The 18056-nt window shown below is 62.4% G+C and carries 18 protein-coding genes and 1 pseudogene; 3 read left to right on the top strand and 16 right to left on the bottom strand.

Annotated elements, in window-relative coordinates; genetic code table 11:
• Position 1: 1 nt before the first annotated feature.
• Together ACGLHR_RS13275 and ACGLHR_RS13270 are read right to left on the bottom strand one after the other, a co-directional pair.
• Positions 2-1147: a thiolase family protein gene (locus ACGLHR_RS13275; protein WP_318236521.1), complete on the bottom strand. Its 1146-nt coding sequence runs from the start codon at positions 1145-1147 to the stop codon at positions 2-4.
• A gap of 19 nt (positions 1148-1166) precedes the next feature.
• Positions 1167-1520, bottom strand: a complete 354-nt coding sequence (locus ACGLHR_RS13270) for a Zn-ribbon domain-containing OB-fold protein (RefSeq protein ID WP_400094356.1) — start codon at positions 1518-1520, stop codon at positions 1167-1169.
• Positions 1521-2231: 711 nt separating this feature from the next.
• Between ACGLHR_RS13270 and ACGLHR_RS13265 the strand changes: the two genes are divergently transcribed.
• A complete protein-coding gene (locus ACGLHR_RS13265) occupies positions 2232-2345 on the top strand; it encodes an SDR family oxidoreductase (protein ID WP_400094377.1) in 114 nt (37 codons plus the stop codon).
• On the top strand, positions 2326-2874 hold the full coding sequence (locus ACGLHR_RS13260; protein WP_400094354.1) for a LysR substrate-binding domain-containing protein: 549 nt from the start codon (positions 2326-2328) through the stop codon (positions 2872-2874). The genes ACGLHR_RS13265 and ACGLHR_RS13260 overlap by 20 nt, the downstream gene beginning before the upstream one ends.
• Before the next feature lie 51 nt (positions 2875-2925).
• Here the strand turns inward: ACGLHR_RS13260 and ACGLHR_RS13255 are convergent, their stop codons facing one another.
• The 14 genes and pseudogenes from ACGLHR_RS13255 to ACGLHR_RS13190 all read right to left on the bottom strand — a co-directional run bounded on the left by ACGLHR_RS13255 (position 2926) and on the right by ACGLHR_RS13190 (position 16602).
• Complete coding sequence (locus ACGLHR_RS13255) at positions 2926-3933, bottom strand: bestrophin family protein (protein WP_400094376.1); 1008 nt, start codon at positions 3931-3933, stop codon at positions 2926-2928.
• A gap of 289 nt (positions 3934-4222) precedes the next feature.
• Positions 4223-4627 carry a cupin domain-containing protein gene (locus ACGLHR_RS13250; protein WP_115212863.1) on the bottom strand — a complete coding sequence of 135 codons (405 nt, stop codon included), beginning with the start codon at positions 4625-4627 and terminating at the stop codon, positions 4223-4225.
• A 4-nt stretch (positions 4628-4631) separates the two neighbouring features.
• Positions 4632-5111 (bottom strand): carboxymuconolactone decarboxylase family protein, encoded by a 480-nt coding sequence (locus tag ACGLHR_RS13245; protein WP_400094353.1) that lies wholly within the window; start codon positions 5109-5111, stop codon positions 4632-4634.
• Positions 5112-5185: 74 nt separating this feature from the next.
• Positions 5186-5937: pseudogene (locus tag ACGLHR_RS13240) on the bottom strand (SDR family oxidoreductase).
• A 176-nt stretch (positions 5938-6113) separates the two neighbouring features.
• Positions 6114-6737 (bottom strand): FMN-dependent NADH-azoreductase, encoded by a 624-nt coding sequence (locus ACGLHR_RS13235; protein ID WP_400094352.1) that lies wholly within the window; start codon positions 6735-6737, stop codon positions 6114-6116.
• On the bottom strand, positions 6734-7171 hold the full coding sequence (locus ACGLHR_RS13230) for a GNAT family N-acetyltransferase (RefSeq protein WP_400094351.1): 438 nt from the start codon (positions 7169-7171) through the stop codon (positions 6734-6736). The genes ACGLHR_RS13235 and ACGLHR_RS13230 overlap by 4 nt, the downstream gene beginning before the upstream one ends.
• A 336-nt stretch (positions 7172-7507) precedes the next feature.
• Positions 7508-8497 (bottom strand): alpha/beta fold hydrolase, encoded by a 990-nt coding sequence (locus ACGLHR_RS13225; protein ID WP_400094349.1) that lies wholly within the window; start codon positions 8495-8497, stop codon positions 7508-7510.
• Positions 8498-8711: 214 nt separating this feature from the next.
• The gene (locus tag ACGLHR_RS13220) at positions 8712-10145 is read right to left on the bottom strand and encodes a PLP-dependent aminotransferase family protein (RefSeq protein WP_400094347.1); all 1434 of its coding nucleotides are present in this window, start codon (positions 10143-10145) and stop codon (positions 8712-8714) included.
• A 43-nt stretch (positions 10146-10188) separates the two neighbouring features.
• Positions 10189-10578, bottom strand: a complete 390-nt coding sequence (locus tag ACGLHR_RS13215; RefSeq protein WP_400094345.1) for a LysR family transcriptional regulator — start codon at positions 10576-10578, stop codon at positions 10189-10191.
• 300 nt (positions 10579-10878) lie between these two features.
• A complete protein-coding gene (locus tag ACGLHR_RS13210; RefSeq protein WP_400094343.1) occupies positions 10879-11922 on the bottom strand; it encodes a glutathione S-transferase family protein in 1044 nt (347 codons plus the stop codon).
• A gap of 68 nt (positions 11923-11990) precedes the next feature.
• On the bottom strand, positions 11991-13460 hold the full coding sequence (locus ACGLHR_RS13205; protein WP_400094374.1) for an amidase: 1470 nt from the start codon (positions 13458-13460) through the stop codon (positions 11991-11993).
• A 177-nt stretch (positions 13461-13637) separates the two neighbouring features.
• On the bottom strand, positions 13638-14549 hold the full coding sequence (locus ACGLHR_RS13200; protein WP_400094342.1) for a LysR substrate-binding domain-containing protein: 912 nt from the start codon (positions 14547-14549) through the stop codon (positions 13638-13640).
• 282 nt (positions 14550-14831) lie between these two features.
• Positions 14832-15740, bottom strand: a complete 909-nt coding sequence (locus ACGLHR_RS13195) for a transporter (protein ID WP_400094340.1) — start codon at positions 15738-15740, stop codon at positions 14832-14834.
• A 178-nt stretch (positions 15741-15918) separates the two neighbouring features.
• The gene (locus tag ACGLHR_RS13190) at positions 15919-16602 is read right to left on the bottom strand and encodes a nitroreductase (protein ID WP_400094373.1); all 684 of its coding nucleotides are present in this window, start codon (positions 16600-16602) and stop codon (positions 15919-15921) included.
• Positions 16603-16861: 259 nt separating this feature from the next.
• Here ACGLHR_RS13190 and ACGLHR_RS13185 point away from each other — a divergent pair, with 259 nt between their 5' ends.
• The gene (locus ACGLHR_RS13185; protein ID WP_400094339.1) at positions 16862-17980 is read left to right on the top strand and encodes an iron-containing alcohol dehydrogenase; all 1119 of its coding nucleotides are present in this window, start codon (positions 16862-16864) and stop codon (positions 17978-17980) included.
• Positions 17981-18056: the final 76 nt, after the last annotated feature.

Genomic DNA, 18056 nt, shown 5'->3' with positions numbered 1-18056 from the left:
ATCAAACTCCCAATAGATGAACGGACGAGGCGGCGTGGTCGACCCCTGCAATGCCGCCACCGGTGCATTGGGTCAGGCCGACGTTGGCACCGGCGACCTGCCGCGCCCCTGCCCGCCCTTGCAGATGCCACATGACTTCCACCATCTGGGCCACCCCCGTTGCGCCGAGCGGATGCCCCTTGGCCAGCAGCCCGCCACTCGGGTTGACCGGGACGCGGCCGCCCAGCTGGGTCGCGCCGGATTTCATCAGCGCCACGGCATCGCCTCGCGGTGCCAGGCCCAGGGCCTCGTAGTAGAGCAGTTCGGCAATCGTGAAGGCGTCGTGCAACTCGACCACGTCCACGTCCTGCGGCCCCAGCCCCGCCTGCTCATAGGCCTGCCGGGCGGCACGGGCCGTGATCTCCGCATCGAGGATGTCGTCTCCGGCCTCCTCCCGGATGCCGGACACGACACTCGATGCCAACACCTTCACGGGCCGCGCCTGCGACGGGCGACGCGTGCTGACCACGACAGCCGCCGCGCCATCGACCTGCGACGGACAGCATTGCAGCAGCGTCAGCGGGTCGGCGATCATGCGCGATGCCAGTACCTCCTCCACCGTGGTCGGCGTGCGCTGCTGGGCGAATTCGTTGAGCGAGCCGTTATGGCGGTTCTTCACGGCCACCGCGGCGAGGTCGGCCGGGCTGGCATCGCGTTCGTGCAGGAAGCGTGTGCCACGCATGGCGTACACCGCCGGCAGCACCATGCCGGCCTTGGCGTAAAGCTCCGTCATGTGGTCGTTGCGTTGCATGGGGATGGTGCCGCCGCCAAGCGCCGTCAGCTGCTCGATACCGAAGACCAGCACGGTGTCGTACTGCTGCGCCAGCAAGGCATGCCGCGCCAGGTGCACGCCGGTGGCGCCGCTGGCGCAGGCGTTTTCGACGTTGTAGACCGGAATGCCCTTGAACCCCAGGTCGCGGACGATCAGCTGGCCCAGTATCATGCCGCCAAGCACGTTCGCGCAGTAGACGGCCTGGATGTCGCCAGGGGATAAGCCTGCATCATCCAATGCCTGCATAATGGCTCGTTGCGCCAGTTCCGGAGCGAGTACACCCGGATGACGGCCGAAAGCGGTCATCGCGCCTCCGGTGATGTAGATATCCTGCATATTCTTTACCTCAGTCTGGTCAGGCTGTGACGGCTACGAAGACGTAGCCGAAATCCGCATCCGGCTGCGGCGCATAGAGATCCCCGATCGCGGGCCGCTCCTTGCCCTGCAACCGCCCGAAGATGCGAACCGGCCCGGGAAAGTCCACGTAGCCCAGCGCGTACGGCGACTGGCCGCTCTTGGGGCTGGGGTGAATCACAGTGAAGCTGTAAACCGCGCCCGTCCCTGCCACCGGAACGGTCTGATGGCGCGGGGCCAACGGCGAGGCATCGGATACGGCTGGGAAAACCCATTCATCGGTTTCGCGGTCACGGGAAGCGAGCAGCGCGGGCGGGGTCCCCGGACTCCATAGTGGGTAGGGTTGAGCGGACACGGGAGTCTCCTTTGTCGTGATGGATGGGAACGGCCGTTGAAGAAGCTTGTGCCCGAATGGTGGCCGCCCGACTCGTTTTCTACAAACGAGATTTTCGGCGCTGACACTTGAGAAATTCTCAAGCGAAATGCCAGGTCCCCGAATAAGCGTCCGCGAGCTGGCGATCAAGGGCGACCAGATATTGGGCGCCGGATGGGTGGCTGCCCCAGAATGCCCTCTGGCTGGCGTGAAGGAGAGTGTGCAAATGTTGGGGAGGCTCCCAGGGAGGGCCGCTCGAGCATCTGGGCGCCGCGCCGGCTCCGCGTGGACTACGCTGATCGGTATCGCAACGGTTGGAGCAAACCAGCGGTTGATCATCGAAGCCAGGTTGGCCGACGAGGGCAGCCACACTCGCCATGACGTTGACGGAGGTTTGGCCGTGATTGAGCGCCGCGACTGTAGCTTTGCGGACCTAGGCCTGACTCTCGTGGAAGGGCGGTCGCTGTTGGCCAAGGTGCAGGCCGAGCTGGTTTCGAAGCAAGTGGAGGGGTGGCTCTCGGGCCAGACCCATTGTCGGTGCTGCGGCGCGGCATTGAGCCACAAGGACAGTCGCTCGACGGTGGTGCGCACTGTGTACGTCAAGGTGACGGCGAACAGTCCGCGGCTGGCGTGGGGCCTGGCCCGCCAACCTGGAACTGCCGGGACAAGCCGAGGTAGCAAGTACGCAAATCTATTCAGCTCCAGCCAGACGATATTGTCGGAGCGATTCTGTTTCTCGCATCGGATGGCGCGGCGTTTGTCTCGGGACAAGTCTTGGGCGTGAACGGTGGCAAGACCACATTCTGATGGCGTCAGGAAGTTCCACCATGCATACCCTCGTATCCACGTTCGATTGCTGGACGAGACCGCCTCCGAGATCTTGCTGGCTGTGGCGCGCTCGGAGGCGGACTTTGGCGTCAGTTACCTGGGAACGCAGGAGCCGGATCTGGAGTTCGAGCCCCTGCTCCAGGAGCGCTTCGTCCTGGCGTGCCGACCGGAGCATCCTCTGGCGCAGAGGCGTCAGGTCACCTGGACAGAGTTGGCCGAGTACGAATGCGTGGCGCTCGCGCCGGGCAGCGGCAATCGAATGCTGATCGATCAAGGTTTGTCGGCCGTCGCAGTGCGTCCGGCTTGGACCTGCGAAGTGCGCCATGTACCCGCGCTGGCGAGCCTGATCGAAGCGGGCATCGGCGTAGGCGCCGTGCCTGCCCACGCGGTGCCGGGCGGCCTGGTCAGCGTCCCACTGGTCGAGCCAGAGATTGCCCGTACCATGAGGCGCTTTGAGGGATTGAACTCCGCGGCCGGCGCTGCGGCTGCGCACACCCCGCAGACATGACAGGATGCCTGACTAAATGGTCGGAGGTGGGAAAGCGGTAAGCTTGAGTGGTCAGAGGACAATACCGTGCACGGCCGTCGGCGCGGGGATATCGCACTTCTCGCCAAGCATGTCCATGAGTTCGTGTTCGATCTTCCGGCAGATCTGTGCCATGGGCACATCATTGGCGTTTCCTTCGAACGGGTTCTCCGTGCTTTCGCCCACTTGCTCCAGCGCGAGGTACATCCAGGAGATCATCGTGCTAAATGGAATGACCAGCCAGATCATGTTGCCATGCATGACGCCTGAAACGCTGGCATTGAGCTTTTCGAACTCCGTAAGAATGCCAAAAGGCAGTAGCAGACAAAAAGTACGGACAAAGAGCTTGTTGATGACCGCATATTGCCTGGGATACGGATAGTCCTTGATACGCTCCGCCCGTCCTTGCTGCGCGAAGAAGCCTCTGATCGATCCTACCAACTCCAGATAGAAGGCATTGCCGATCTCGCCAGCGTCAAGGAGCCGCTTGATCGTCGCTGACTGCGTTCCCAGCAACCGGCTTGTCTTGCTCTCGGCGTGCGCAAGCGAGTCGAGTTCGGCCTGTGGAAGATACCGCGCAAGCGCCTCGTCCAATGGAGTCTCCCACTCTGGAACACGGTAGTACTTCCGGTACTCCACGTTGGATGCCTTGCCCGCGCTTTCCCAGATCCTTGGGGTTCTCAGTTGATAGCGGAGCGCCGTCAGCCACGCGCAATGCCGGAGAACCAGATCCCGCCCGGCCGCCTGCCCTGCCAGAAAGTCCCGGCTCATCACACCCAGGCACCGGCTGCCGTTCAGGATCTCAGTCCAGATCTGCTGTGCCTCCAAGGCCCTGCTGTAGGTCTGCACGTTCCGGAAACCCACGATGAATGACGTGGCGGTGCCCAGCAGCACCACAACCGAGACCGGGATTGACAGCCATTTCAGCCCGAAGAACTGATAAAGGACTACGGGCAGCGAACCGCACGCTAGCGAGGCATAAAGTTGCCGTCTCGACCAGAACGTGAACTCGGATATTGTGTACGATTTTCCCAGGTGCATGGTGCGCATCTCGCGGCGGTGCGGCAGGTCGCAGGTCCGAGGTCCGAGGTCCGAGGTCCGAACCGCCGGCAGGCCATACGGCCAACCGCCCTCACCACTGACCAGATCGCTGCCCAGGACCTGATTTTGTCATGGTGATATTGCCAAGAAACCGGCGTAGTATCAATTTCCGTCCCACAACCCTTCACGCCACCCTGGAAAACAGCGGCACGGCAAGAGCATGCGGTAGCGCCGCTCTTGCCGGTCGGATGGTGCGCACCGGCATTGCCGGCGCCTGCATGGACGGCGGCTACTTCACCGGCGTCAGGATCGGCGCGCCCTTTTTCTTGAGCAGGAACACGACGAACTTTGCTGGCTGTGTATTGCTGGCGTTGCGTCCGACGGTGTGGATATCGTTCGGACGTTCGTGGAAGGTTTCGCCCGCCTTGAGCGTCACCTCCTTGCCGCCCCTGACGCCCATGACGATGCTGCCCTCGAGCACATAGACGAAGGCGTGTGCGTCATGGCGATGCACGGGATCGACGGCGCCCGGCGGATACTCCACCATGATCATCGTGGCCTCCTTCCCCGGGTATTCGGGCAACGCCTCCGTGAGCAAGGGCGTGACACTTGCCTCCGGCGCGGCGGCGGCGGGCTGTGCGACCGTCAGGCACGACAATACAAGTGCTGCAGCAACGGAAGTGACCGTCTTCATGGCATCACTCCAGGTTGGCCTTGTCGAGCCCGAACGCCTTGTCCGACGAACCAGGCACCATGCGGAACGCCACATTCAGGCGGTTCCAGGTATTGATCGCCCCCACCAGGAAAGTGAGGTCCGCCAGTTCCTTCTCGCTGTACTGGGTGCGCACGCGCTCATAGATATCGTCGGGCACGCCGTCGGCGGGAAGCCTGGTCAGCACCTCGGTCCAGGCCAGCGCGGCGCGTTCGCGCGGCGAGAACAGCGTCGACTCGCGCCAGATCGCCACGTGATGCAGGCGCAGTTCGCGCTCGCCGTGGATCTTCGCCATCTTGATATGCATGTCGACGCAGAAAGCGCAGCCATTGAGCTGCGATGCGCGAATCTCGACGAGCTCGCGAATGGGCTGTTCGATCGTGGTGTTCTGGAACAGCGCGCTGAACTCCATGAGCTTCTTGGACAGTTCCGGGGATTGCTGGAAGTAATTCGTACGTTGGGTCATGTTTGCTCCTGGTGATCTGCTCAATGTGGTACTGACGAAACCGGTGCTGCTTACGTGGGCATGCGCCCTGCGGACTATCGTTGCTGCGATTGACGCATCCATTCCTCTAAGCCGATGCGCCCGAGGCGCGCCTCGCCCAACGGCACCAGCGAATGTTCCTCGACCCGGCCGCCGAAGTATCGGGCCTCGGGGTCGCGCACGACTTCACGCGGGTCGCCAACCGCCTTCAGATAACGGGCGACGATTTCGTTGAACGGGGCGCGTTCCGGGCCGGCGATCTCGACGATGCCATTTCGCGGTGGCGCGAGCTTACATCGGCAACGATGGCAGCAACGTCGTCCGACGCAATGGGCTGGAACAGACCGGGCGAAACGCTGACGATGTTTCCTTTCGCACTGGAATCGGCGATGCCGCCGAGGAATTCCATGAACTGGGTTGAGCGGATGATGGTGTAGGGGATGCCGGAGCCCTCGATCAGCTTCTCTTGCGCGACCTTGGCGCGGAAATAGCCATTGTCGGGCGTCCGGTCGGTGCCGACGATGGAAAGCGCGACATGGTGCCGGACGCCCGCTGCGGCCTCCGCCGCGTGAACGTTGCGGCCTGAGGTCTCGAAGAACTCCAGCACTGCCTTGTCTTCAAACGACGGGGAATTGGCGAGGTCGATCACCACCTGGGCGCCGGTCAGGGCCTCCTTGAGGCCCTCGCCAGTGATGCTGTTGACACCGCTCTTTGGCGAGGCGGCGACGACCTCGTGGCCGGCCAGGCGCAGAATGGGAACGGTCTTCGAGCCGATCAGGCCGGTCCCGCCAATGGTGACAATCTTCATGATGCTTCTCCGTGCTGAGGAAGGTGGAACGATCCACGAAGCCATGTTAGGTAACGCCAAGTCCCCGCGCCAGATCGACGCGAAGCGCACGGTGTTTCCTGTTTTGCATCAATGCCGATGCGGGCCACCTGCCTGCTTGTCCTCAATCGAAAAATGTGAGCTTGCGACAGCCTGCGTTACACCAGCGCGCCGCTGCGCAGCGATTGCATGGCCTGGGCTTCGATGACGGATTGGGGCACTTCCGCAAATGCCAGGCAGGTGGCATGCGTGAACCTGACGTCCTTGAGTCCGATGATGCCCAGCACGGCGGTCAGATACGGCCGAAAGAAATCGGGCTGGACGGGCGGATCGCGGAACATGGCGCCGCCCGATGTCACCGCCACGAACGTCGGGCGATCTCGCAGCAATCCAACTTTTCCTTCGGGCGTGGCGATGAATGTCACGTCGCGTCGAACCACGAGATCGATCCAGTTCTTGAGCACAGCCGGGACCGTGAAGTTGTGCACCGGGGTGGAAATCCAGAGCAGATCGGCCTGTTCCAGCTCCCGAATCAACGCATCCGACCCGGCGAGCGCTGCGCCATGGCGTTCCTTTGCCTCGGCGGCGGGCAGGAGCAGCGACTCCGCGTACTCCGCGGTGATGGCCGGCAGCGGCTCGGTACCAAGGTTGCGCCGCATGACATGAATCCCCCGCCCGAAATGCGCGGACAATGCAGGCAGCAGTTGCCCAGTCAGGTGCCGGCTCGTGGAATAGTCACGGCGCGGGCTGCAATCGAGCAGCAGCAGGTTGAGGGGCTTCATTGCAGCTCCATGCAGAAGTGGAGGCCCTTGGCGAGCAAGCCGGAACGGAAATAGAAGCGCTGGGCCAGCGCGTTCGCGAGTGCGGTATCCAGGACAAGTCGCTGGCAGCCTTCTGTGCGTCCAAGCTCGCAAAGCGCTTGCAGCAGACGCTCGCCGTGACCCTGTCCCCGGCCTTCGGCATCGGTGATCAGGTCGTCGACGTACAGAAAGCGCCCGTGGATCAGGTTGTCAAGACGCCGATATCCGGCCAGCGCAACAGCTTTGCCATCGTCCCAGAGCGCGAGCAGCCGGTACCCTTGTCCGCTTTGCAGCGTGACGGTGTCGAGAAAGTCCTCCGGCATTTGCAGCTTGGGGCGCAGTTGCCGCATGACAGGGAAGCAGGCACGGATCTCGGCCTCCGTTTGCGCATGTCTGAGAGTCAGGTTCTTGGTCATGGTGGCGATGCGTGCTGGTTTGTGCAGGCTTCACTGTAGTTGAGCGATGACACAGTCAACAGGCACATGTTTATCGTTTTCAACTAGGCCATCGACATAGGGCGGTATGACCTAAGAGTGGCTTGTCACGCGATCGACCAGGCGGCGAATGATGGGCGTGGCCGACACGACAACCGGCAGCATGGTCTGCGTGGCAGGTCCAGCGTAGTGCCGGACTTCGGCAGAGCCGGATCAACGGGATCTGCATAGGGGCCGTGGTGATTGCACAAGGAAGTACCTCTTATGGTGAGCCAGTCTGCCGGCGCCTTTGTGGGGCCCGGCAGATGCGGCGTCGTTTCAACTACGGATGAATGCCAACAGGTCGGCGTTGAATCGGTCTTTGTGGGTGTCGGTGAGCCCATGCGGCGCACCGGGGTAGACGATCAGCTTCGCGTTCCTGACGAGCTTTGCCGATGCGCGTCCAGCGGCGTCGATCGGCACGATCTGATCGTCGTCGCCGTGGATGATCAGGGTCGGCACATCGATCTTCCTGAGATCCTCGGTGAAATCGGTCTCAGAAAATGCCTTGATCGAGTCGTACGTACTCTTGTGTCCACCCTGCATGCCCTGCGCCCACCATGCATCGATCAACCCCTGCGACGGCTTTGCACCGGGACGGTTGAAGCCATAGAACGGCCCCGCCGGCACATCCTTGTAGAATTGCGACCGATTGGCAAGTTGTGCGGCACGCAGGCCGTCGAATACTTCGATTGGCAGTCCGCGCGGATTGGCGGCGGTCTTCACCATCAAAGGCGGCACCGCTGAAACCAGCACCACCTTTGAAACGCGTCGCGTCCCATGCCGGCCGATATACCGGGCCACCTCGCCTCCACCTGTGGAGAAGCCCACCAGGATGGCATCCCGCAGGTCAAGGGTTTCGAACACAGTGGCCAGGTCGTCGGCATAGGTGTTCATCTCATTGCCATTCCATGGCTGGCTTGAACGGCCGTGGCCACGACGGTCATGTGCAACGGCACGGTACCCTTCCGAAGCAACGAGGATCATCTGGGATTCCCAACTGTCCGAGCTCAGTGGCCAGCCATGACTGAACACGACTGGGCGACCTGCGCCCCAGTCCTTGAAGTAGAGCTGCGTACCGTCCTTTGCCGTGATGTAGCTGCCTGAAGCCTTGCCGCTTGCCTTTGCGGTGTTCGCCTTTTCTGCCGACGGTGCTGCCGCCGCAGGTCCGGGCAAGCCGGAAGCCACCAGCGCGCTGGCTGCGGCCGCGCTGCCCAACAGCAAGTTGCGTCGCGATAGGCCTTGGTCGAGCCTGCGATCTGAAGACATGGTGAGACTCCTTTATTGGCGCGTGCGCGCGTTGCCTTGAATATGTCTGAGCGTCGGGTTCTTGGTCATGGTGCCGATGCGTGCTGGTTTGTGCAGGCTTCAATGTAGTTGGGCGATGACACAGTCAACAGGCACATGTTTATCGTTTTCGACTGGGCCATCGACATGGGGCGGCATGACCGATGGTTGGTAGCGCGTCGACCAGGTGATCTATTTATGCTTTCAGCGCGCGCATCAGTTCGGCAACCAGGCGATCGGCTTCAGTCTGACTGCGCAGATTGGTAAAGCCCATCATCAAGCCACGCCGCCCTGGCGCACCCTGCCGCCAGGCGGTCAGCGAATGGACGGCGAATCCTGCCTCGCGCGCACGACGGGCCATCGCCAGATCGTCAAGATCGTCCCTGACGTCGACCAGAAGGTGCATGCCGCCATCCTGCAGGCAAACAGTGAAGCCGTCCGTTTTGTATGGAGCCAGCGCCTCGGCCAGCATTGCGCGTCGTCGCGCGTAAAGCGTGCGCATGCGTTTGATGTGCCGGGCGAAGTGCCCCTGCGCAATAAACTCCGCCGCCACGGCTTGCAAGAGTTCGGGGCAGCCGCCATGCACCGAGCGCCTGCAGGCCAGATCCATGGTCGGCACCAGACTTTGTGGCACGACCACGTAAGCGAGCCGTAGCCCCGGGTACAGCACCTTGCTAAGCGTGCCGCAATAGATCACCCGCTCGCATGTGTCCAGGCTCTTCAAGGCCGGCAACGGGTGGCCGCGGTAACGAAACTCGCCGTCGTAGTCGTCCTCGATGATCCATGCGCCCCGCTCACCGGCCCAGTCGAGCAGTTCGACGCGACGTTGCAGTGTCAGTGCCACGCCAGTCGGACTCTGGTGCGATGGCGTCACTACGGCCAGGCGCGCCTCTGGAAAATGCTGACGCCCGAATTCGATGTCGAGGCCATGATCATCCACTGGCACATTCCGGACCTGCAGGTTCAGGCGCCTGAGTGACTGGGCTGTCGGAGGGTAGCTGGGATCCTCAACCCAGGCGCTTTCGCCCGCCAGCCTGAGCGCATCCACAATCAGCGCAAGGCTGGCCGTATATGCCGGCACGACGAACACCTGGTGCGGCTGGGCCTCGATGCCCCGTGAGCGCTGCAGGTAAGCGGCCAACGCTTCTCGCAGCGGGCCAAATCCGGCTGACGCCGGCCTGGTTAGCGAGCCGGCGCTGCGTATTTGCCGCGCCATCAACCTCGTCCATAGTTTTCGCGGGAACTCATCCAGCGCGGGAAGCCCCAGTTGCAACGGCGCGGGGATTCCACCATCCGTTTCGATCGAAAACTCGGTAAGTTCCTGGTCCGGTGGCGTGCGGCTGGATCCAGCCGCTGCGGCCACGCGGTGGGGGCGCGATGGCGCAATTTGCTCGGAAACGAACGTCCCCGCAGGGCCTCTGGCGATCAGGTAACCTTCGCCCAAGAGTCGGTCATAGGCGACCTGAACGGTCCCGCGCGCCACTCCGAGCTCGCCCGCAAACGCACGCAAGGATGGCACCCGCTGCCCGGGTTTCAGTTGCCCTTGCTGAATCGAGGCACGAATCCGAGCGTAGATCTGCTCATGCAGCGGCGCTGCGTTGGATGGATCCTGAGCCGGTGACTTCGTCATAGCCTGGCAAATAAAAAAGATCCCGTACCCGCGGATTGCCAGGTCAGCTCCGGTCGAAAGCCGTCACCTTGGGCATCACCACGGCAAGATAGTCGACCAGTGTACGTACCGCCGGCAGCAGGCCGGCGCGAACCGCGGCTAAAGTGACGCGCATCACACCGCTCGGCTCCGCAAGCCTCTGACGCATGGCTTCCTCGGCAACCTCCGCACTGCGCAGCAGCGCCATGGCGTACTGGTAAAACTCCTTGCCGACCTCGGTCATGGCGAACTGGCGCGAGGTCCGGTTAATGAGCCGAACGCCCAGCGACGCCTCCAGTTCCTTGGCCCGATGGCTCAGCGTCGACTTCGGCAGCCGAAGCATCTCGCCGGCCGAGGTGAACCCGCCGCGGTCAAGCACCTGTACGAAGTAATAGACGTCCTTCAGATCCAGCATTGCATGAGGGGCGCGGATCATTGCCGGCGGTGGCAATGGATCGGATGTGGGTGTGATCTTGACCTCCGATCATACCCCAGGGCGCGCATCCGCCGGGATCCGGGCAAACCTTGGCGCGCACCGCTGCGCCGGCCCCGATCGTTCAGTTTTGCCGAACCTTGCGTACACGTTCCGACGGCTTCAGTGATGCCGTGAAGCCCGTGGCAGCCCGAGAAAGAAAATGGGCGGAGATGCAGAGTCTCCGCCCATTCCCCTCCTGCCACAGGCACCGGCATTGACCGGTGCCATCCGGCTCGAGGACTACACCGGCACCGCCTCCCCGCACCGGGCAATGACATGCATATAGCGCGAAGGCGGCATGGAATCGACCGTGGCCCGGACCGCTTCCGTGCACAGGGACGGACGCTTGGCCAGCGCATCAACATATCGCTCGACGTTGGGCAGGTTTTCCCACATCGACGCAAGCCCCAGATAAGCCATCCGGACCAGGTTGACACCCCACAGCACATCGCCGAGCGAGAACGATTCCCCCCTGAGGTATGGTGACGACGAACCAAGCGCATGGTCGAGGTCCGTCAAGAGGCCCGCGACGTGCCGACGTGCGGCGCGCTGAAATGCCGCATCGCGGCAGACCGACTTGCCGCCCCGCTCCTTCGCGATCTTCGCGCGATAGGCCGCAACGAGCTCCGCATCGTCGGCATTGGCGTCAATCATGGCTTCGAGCGCCTTGATCTTGTAGTCGTAGACCGTTTCCATGGCCGTCTTGAGCGCTTCAGGCCGCAGGTCGGCATCGGGATGAAAGCCGTAGAGCAAGGTGCCGTTCGGGATCTGATCGACGATGTTCACCTGGTGCATCACCTGGGCACGCACATCGGCATCCTCCGGCACGAGATGAACGGGATCGCGCGACACCGCATCGAGATAGCAGCAGATCCGTCTGGAATCGGCAATGACACGGCCAGCCTCGTAGTCCACAAGCAACGGGACCGCGCAGGGATCAAAGCCTTCGGTCTCCACCGAAGTGCGCCCGCTATACCCGCTGACAAGGTCCCGCCCCACTTCCCGGCCGGCAAGCAACCGCAGTCGGACGTAGGGCGGATGGTAGTGCTCGGCTGGAACCACGCCATCCGGACCCATCGAGCCAAGGATCATCAAATTGTTCGAACGGTACGGCAACTGCTTCTCGAACAGTACCGTGCGCACTTTCTGCGAGCAGAGCGAACTGGCCGCGTGGAACAGTTCGAAGCGCGGGTTGGCGTCACTACCCACGAGAGAGATTCGCGCGGGGTCCGCGATGGCGGCACGGGCACCGGCCGCCATATTCGTCAATTTTTCATGGCTCATTGCTGGTCTCCTGGCACTCAGGTTTGGCGGTATCGTTCATCGTTGTCTCCTGGTTTTGGGGTTGACGTCTAGCAACTCTTGTGGGCGGTGCCCGTTCGCAGCATCAGCTCCATCTGCTGTGCGATTTGCAGCAGCGCACCGTCGTCGCCGGGCTTCGCGACGATCTGCAATGCAGCGGGAAGGCTGCGTTCGCCGGTCGCCAGGGGAATCGAAATGGCAGGAAATCCCGCGACATTGAACGGTGCCGTATAGGTCATCAGCGCCTCTCGGACCGTGCCGGTCCAAGGGCCAATGCTCACGGTGCCGGCATCGAGATGCGGTGCGGTGCACGGGCATGTCGGCAGCACGAGATAGTCAACCGTCGACATCACCTCGTGCAGCCTTGTCGTGAAACTTCGCCTGGTCTGCTGGGCCGCCGCATAGGCGCGCAGGTCCATGGTTTCGGCGCGTTTCAGCCGGTCGACGGTTTCCGGGTTGTAGTGCATCGAGATACGGTCCCAGTCGTTGCGGCGGAAATGCTCGATGCCGCCTTCGATCAGGACGATGCTCGCGAAGGCACCGAATACCGCATCGAACAGGCCGGACGTGCTGACGTTCACACAGGAAAAGACTTGTGCCAGCCGCTTCATCGCGCCATCAAATGCCACCGCAATTTCCGGACTGAGTGGAACCGGTGCAATGTCACGAATGACGCCCAGCCGTGCGGACAGCCACGCATCGCTCTCGGGAACCTTGATGTCAATGGCATCGGCGAGCAACAGCACGTCGTCCACCTGCTCGCCGAGCAGGCCAACGTGGTCGCAAGTGGGCGCCAGGGGGAACACGCCGCGCGTGGATAACGTGCCGAGCGTGGGCTTGTATCCGACGACGCCGCACAGCGCGGCGGGAATCCGGACCGAGCCGCCGGTATCCGTGCCCACGCCCGCCATGATGGCACCGTGCGCAATCGCCGCCGCGGCGCCACCACTGGAACCCCCGGGTATGCGTGTATGGTCCAGCGGATTCAGGGTATCGCCAAACCTGGCGCTGGCGGTTGTCACGCCCCACGCGAATTCGTGGGTCGTGGTCTTGCCGATGATGATCGCGCCGCGCTCCACCAGAGTTTTCACGATGTCCGCATCGGCGGCTGGCACATGACCGAGATAGGCTGCGGAGCCGTAGCGGGTCTCCATGCCCTTGGTGTCGATCAGATCCTTGACCGCAATGGGCAGTCCTTCCAGTGGCCGCGGCCGGCGTTCGCCATAGCGGCGATCGCTTTCCGCGGCCGCCTTCAGGGCACGGTCCCAATCGATCGCCGAGAATGCATTGAGCAGCCGCTTGCTGGCTTCCGCGCGTTCGAGTGCCTGCTCCGTCAATGCCGCCGCGGTGGTTTGCCGCGTGGCAAGGGCATCCAGCGCGTTGCGCAAGCCCATGGAATGCGGGGCCGTCGTTCGGGATGGGTGTCGGATGCCGTGCTGGTCGAGCGACGCGACAGCCGTCGGAAGTATGTCGTGGCCAGAGAAGATCGCGTCTTGTGGCTGGCAGTTCAATTGGTTCATGTATTCCACTCCAGGATGACGTTGCGGTTGGCTTATCCCTGGTTGGAAACGATAGTTGAACGGCTCGGCCTTGGAAGCTGGCTGGCGCCGAACACAGCGTCCATGAATATGGAACGCCCGGCGGGACACACGGGGCGTGGCCCGCGTGGCATTGGAGGCAGAGGAGGTAGTGCCGGGTCAGCGGCCGTCGAACGCGGTGACCTTGGGCAGCTCTACGGCGAGGAAATCGACCAGAGACCGCACCGCGGGAAGCAGTCCGGTCCGATAGGGCATGAGGGCGGAGATGCGCGCATCCGCGGCGATCCAGCCCGGCAGGACTTGCCGCAGCACGCCAGCCTGCAGCTCGGACCGGCAGATATACCCGGGCAGGGCTGCCACGCCAACGTTGGCGCAGGCTGCCTCCTTCAGGGACATCATGCTGTTGCTCTGGAATCTTGGCTCGATCGGGATGGTGACGAGCCTGTCGTCGGGGCCGCGCAGTTGCCACTGCAGCGGCCCTTTGCGCACCATCGAGACGATGGCATGGGATGCAAGTTGCTCCGGTGCCTCCAGGAGTGGCCTCCGTTCGAGGTAGTCGGCACCCGCAAACAGGTACCATGGCGCCCTGACAATGGGCCGTTGGACCAGGTTGGAATCCTGCAGTGCCGAGGTATGTCCGCGCAGCGCCAGGTCGAAGCCCTCGCCGACAACGTCGACGAGCCTGTCCGTGGCGATTTCCACGATGCTGACCTTGGGATGGCTGCTAAGGAACGTCGGCAGGACCTGGCGCAGCGCAAACTGCGCAAGCTCGACCGCTACCGTCACGCGGATGATCCCGCTGGGTTCCGCGAGCCTCTGGCGCATCGCCTGTTCCGCGACGTCGGCGCTCTGCAGCAAGGCGACAGCGTACTGGTAGAACTCAGCGCCTACGTCGGTCAAGGCAAACTGGCGCGAGGTCCGGTTGATCAGGCGAACGCCCAGCGAAGCCTCCAGCTCCTTGACCCTGTGACTTAACGTGGACTTGGGCAGCCCCAGGCTGTTGCCAGCAGACGTAAAGCCACCGCGGTCGACCACTTGCACGAAGTGAAAAACGTCTTTCAGGTCCAGCATCTGGCTGCCTTGGTAGCGGTTGGGTTTGGGCCAATGGTGTCTGCTTCCATCGCATGGTACTGCAAAGGGTGCGCGCAGTGCCACGGTCAGACGCCCCCAATGACCGCCATTGCCGTGGCCGGAGGCCGCTCGCGCCATGACCGTCAATGCGCCCGAACCCCACCGATCGCGGCAAACCTGGCAGCAAACGACACCACGTCGCCGTAGACTTTGAGCGCACGCATGCGCAGCTTGCCGGGTTCGGCAAGCCGCGTATTCGCTTCGAACGTCGCCTCATTCCGATCAAAGAGGGAAGCACAGTTCAACCCAGAACTTGTTGCCTTGCGGCCGATTCTGCACGGCGAACTCGCGCTGATACTTGAACACAATGCCAGCCGCCGGCGACCACATGTATCGTAGTTGCGGCCCGACAGCGACAGCTCTTCCGCGAAACCCATCCCCTGGTATGGGCGTGCCGTTGACTTTGTCATCGGTGAACTGCTTCAGGAGGTATCCCTGAAGCCCGAGCTGGAACTTGCTGTCAAGCGAATAGCCAACCAGATACTCAAGTGCTGCAACCGCGCCAGAGTGATATCGAGTCGCCGAGTTCGGTGAACTGATCTCTACGAGCGTGGTGGTGGAGACTTCAACTGCGGGCGTGGGGAACCATGTGGTACTGATGTGCGGTATTAACGCATATACATTCCGACCAGTGTTCGCCACTCGGTTGGCGGAGTAGGACCCGCTCGGCACTGCGACATTGGTGGCGAGGAAGGCGAAGAATGTTCGCGATGGATTTGAATAATCAATGAGCCACGGCTCAAGAATGATGTCTCCAATTCCATAGCGCTTGCCGCTGCCGCCTGGCGTTTCCAGCCCAAGATGAACGAGCGGGACGATTGCACCACTGGACACAGTAAAGGGGCCGAATGTAGTGCCCCATGTGTGAACGACACGCGGGGCGTCAGCAAACGTGTTCAAGTGGAAGCCGGGAACGAGACTTCCTCCATGCGGGCCAGCGAATTTTCCGGCATTGTAGTAAAGCGTGTAGTTATAGAACTGGGTTTCACCAGGCGGTGGCAAGATTCCATTCAATACGGTATTGACGCCAACAGGGTAACTGGTCTGGCCATTCTCGGTTGCCTCGACCTTCGAGGCGAGCAAGCATGCGAGCGCAACAACCGTCAAGAATCTCGCGGGCACTTTAATCATGTCTCCTCCGTCTCTTTATTGTCTTTTTCGGCTGAGGGCTCCGGGAATCCGCATCAGCCGGTTAGGCGCGCCTACGTTAAGTATTCGACATCTCCGCAATTTGCCGAGGCTCGCTAACGATGGCTATCGCTTCTTCGCGCTTTTCCAGGTCAAGGAGCGACCCGGACGGTTCCGGGGGTCAGCAATCGACGAACGAGACGAACTCGTCCAGTTCCAGCTTGCTAAGCTCCATGTTGTTTTCCGGAATATTGTTGTCTGCATAGCCGAGTGACATTCCGGCCACGATCATCTCCCCGTCGGGAATGGCGAGGCCTTCACGAAGGACCGCCGATTGCAGCGACCAGATCTGCTGCGGGCAGGTGTCCAGCCCCCGGGCGCGCGCCGCCAGCATGATGTTCTGGAGAAAGCAGCCGTAGCAGATGAAACTGGCCCATTCCAGGCGCCGGTCCATGGTGAAGATCAGTCCCACTGGCGCATCGAAGAACCGGAACTGCCGTTCGACGTCGCGCCGGCGCCCGACGATATCGCTCCTGTGCACGCCCTGCGCATCGCCCAGCATCCCGCGAAACGTATTGAAGCGCGACGAGAATGGCGCCGGCAATTCCTTTGGAAAGAACGGGTAGTCGGGCGCCAGTCCCTCAGGATCGGCGCGATACGCCTCGACCGCGGCTCCCGCAATCTTCTCGCGAGCCTTTCCGGTCAGCACATAGCAGCGCCAAGGCTGCGTGTTGCTCGAACTCGGCGCGTATTTCGCGACCGACAGGATGTCCCTGACAGTCTCGATCGGCACCGGCCGGTCAAGGAAGCCGCGCTTGCTGTGGCGTCCGCGAATCAGCGCTTCTGTAATCTGGATTGCCTCCATCTTCATGTCTCCGTTCTCGTGGTGGGGGTCGCTACGGTGGAAAGGATCATAGACACGCCCCTGCCTTGTGAAGACGGCAAAACTTGAAAGCTTCGTCCGGAAACAACGAACGACAGGCCCCCATTCGCACATGTGCGGCGTCCAAAATCCTGGACGCTCCGTTCTCAAATCCCGCGCGCACGCGCGAACCCGATTCGCCTATCTTCCTACTCGGGATCGGAGCCCCCGATCGCATACGAAAACATGGTGGAGAAGTGGAATGAACCAGTTGAAATGCTTGCCGCAGGAAGAGATTGTCTGGGGACACGACGTGCTGAAAACCGTCGCCCCCTCCATGGGGAACTACGGCATCCGCCGTCCGATGACGTTCACGGTGGAATTCCTTGAGGCATTGAACCGCGAGCACCTGCAGCCTGCCATCGGCGACGGCGTGGGCACGTTCACCGGCCTGCCGCCGCATGTGCCCGATTTCGCCGTACGCGATGGACTGCGTGCCTGCATCGAGGCCGATGCGGGATCGATCATCGCCCTCGGCGGCGGCTCTGTACTCGACGCCGCAAAGGCAGTCTCGTACCAGCATTTCCAGCAGACAGGCCGCTACCTGCCCATTGCCGCGATTCCGACGACCCTGTCGGGTTCGGAGTTCTCCCACTACTTCGGCGTGACGGAAACGGACGGTCCCCAGAAGTTCAAGCGCAGTTATGCCGTGCGCGAAACGACACCCAGGCTGGTGGTGATCGATCCCCGGATGATTGTCGACACGCCACGTATGCTGCTGCTGAGTTCGGCCATCAAGGGGATCGACCATGCGGTGGAAGGCATGCGCCGGGTCGACGTGGATCACCCTCACGCCATCCTGGCCGCCAGAGGCGTGGAGCGCTTCCTTGGCGTACTGGAGAAGTGGCCGCACAAGCTCGAAACGCGCGAGGCCATCGCGGGCGGCCACGTGTCGACCGACGACCTGTTGCAGCTTCAGCTCGCCGCGTGGCAGTGTTACTTCTATCCTGCTTCGGTCATCTACGGCCTGAGCCATCGCATCGGGCACATCCTCGGCGGGACGTTCGGGGTACCACACAGCGTGACATCGTGCATTGCGCTGGCGCCCGTCATCCGCGCCTGCGCCGACGTCTATGGCCGAAAGCTCGAGATTTTCTCCACGGACCGTGGCAGCCGCACGCCCGCCGCATTCCTCGCTGACCGCATCGAGGCAGCCGTGGACGCACTGGAATTGCCGAGCCGGCTCGGCGACCTCGATTTCGATCGGGCGAAGCTTCCCGAGATGGCGGCCCTGCTCAAGCAGAACTATCCCTCCGAGGTCGGCGATCTTGGCGAGGATGCCGGCACGAAGCTGGATGCGCTGCTGGAGAGCCTGTGGTAATGACCGGCCAGCCATCCGACAGCTTCCCGCATCCCCTCGGCCGGCGCCACGCACTCGATACCCTGATCACCGCGAC

It is taken from the genome of Cupriavidus sp. CuC1, from assembly GCF_044627735.1.
GTDB lineage: Bacteria > Pseudomonadota > Gammaproteobacteria > Burkholderiales > Burkholderiaceae > Cupriavidus > Cupriavidus ulmosensis.
Note: the sequence above shows the minus strand (reverse complement) of the source record. Positions and strands in the feature narration are given on the sequence as shown.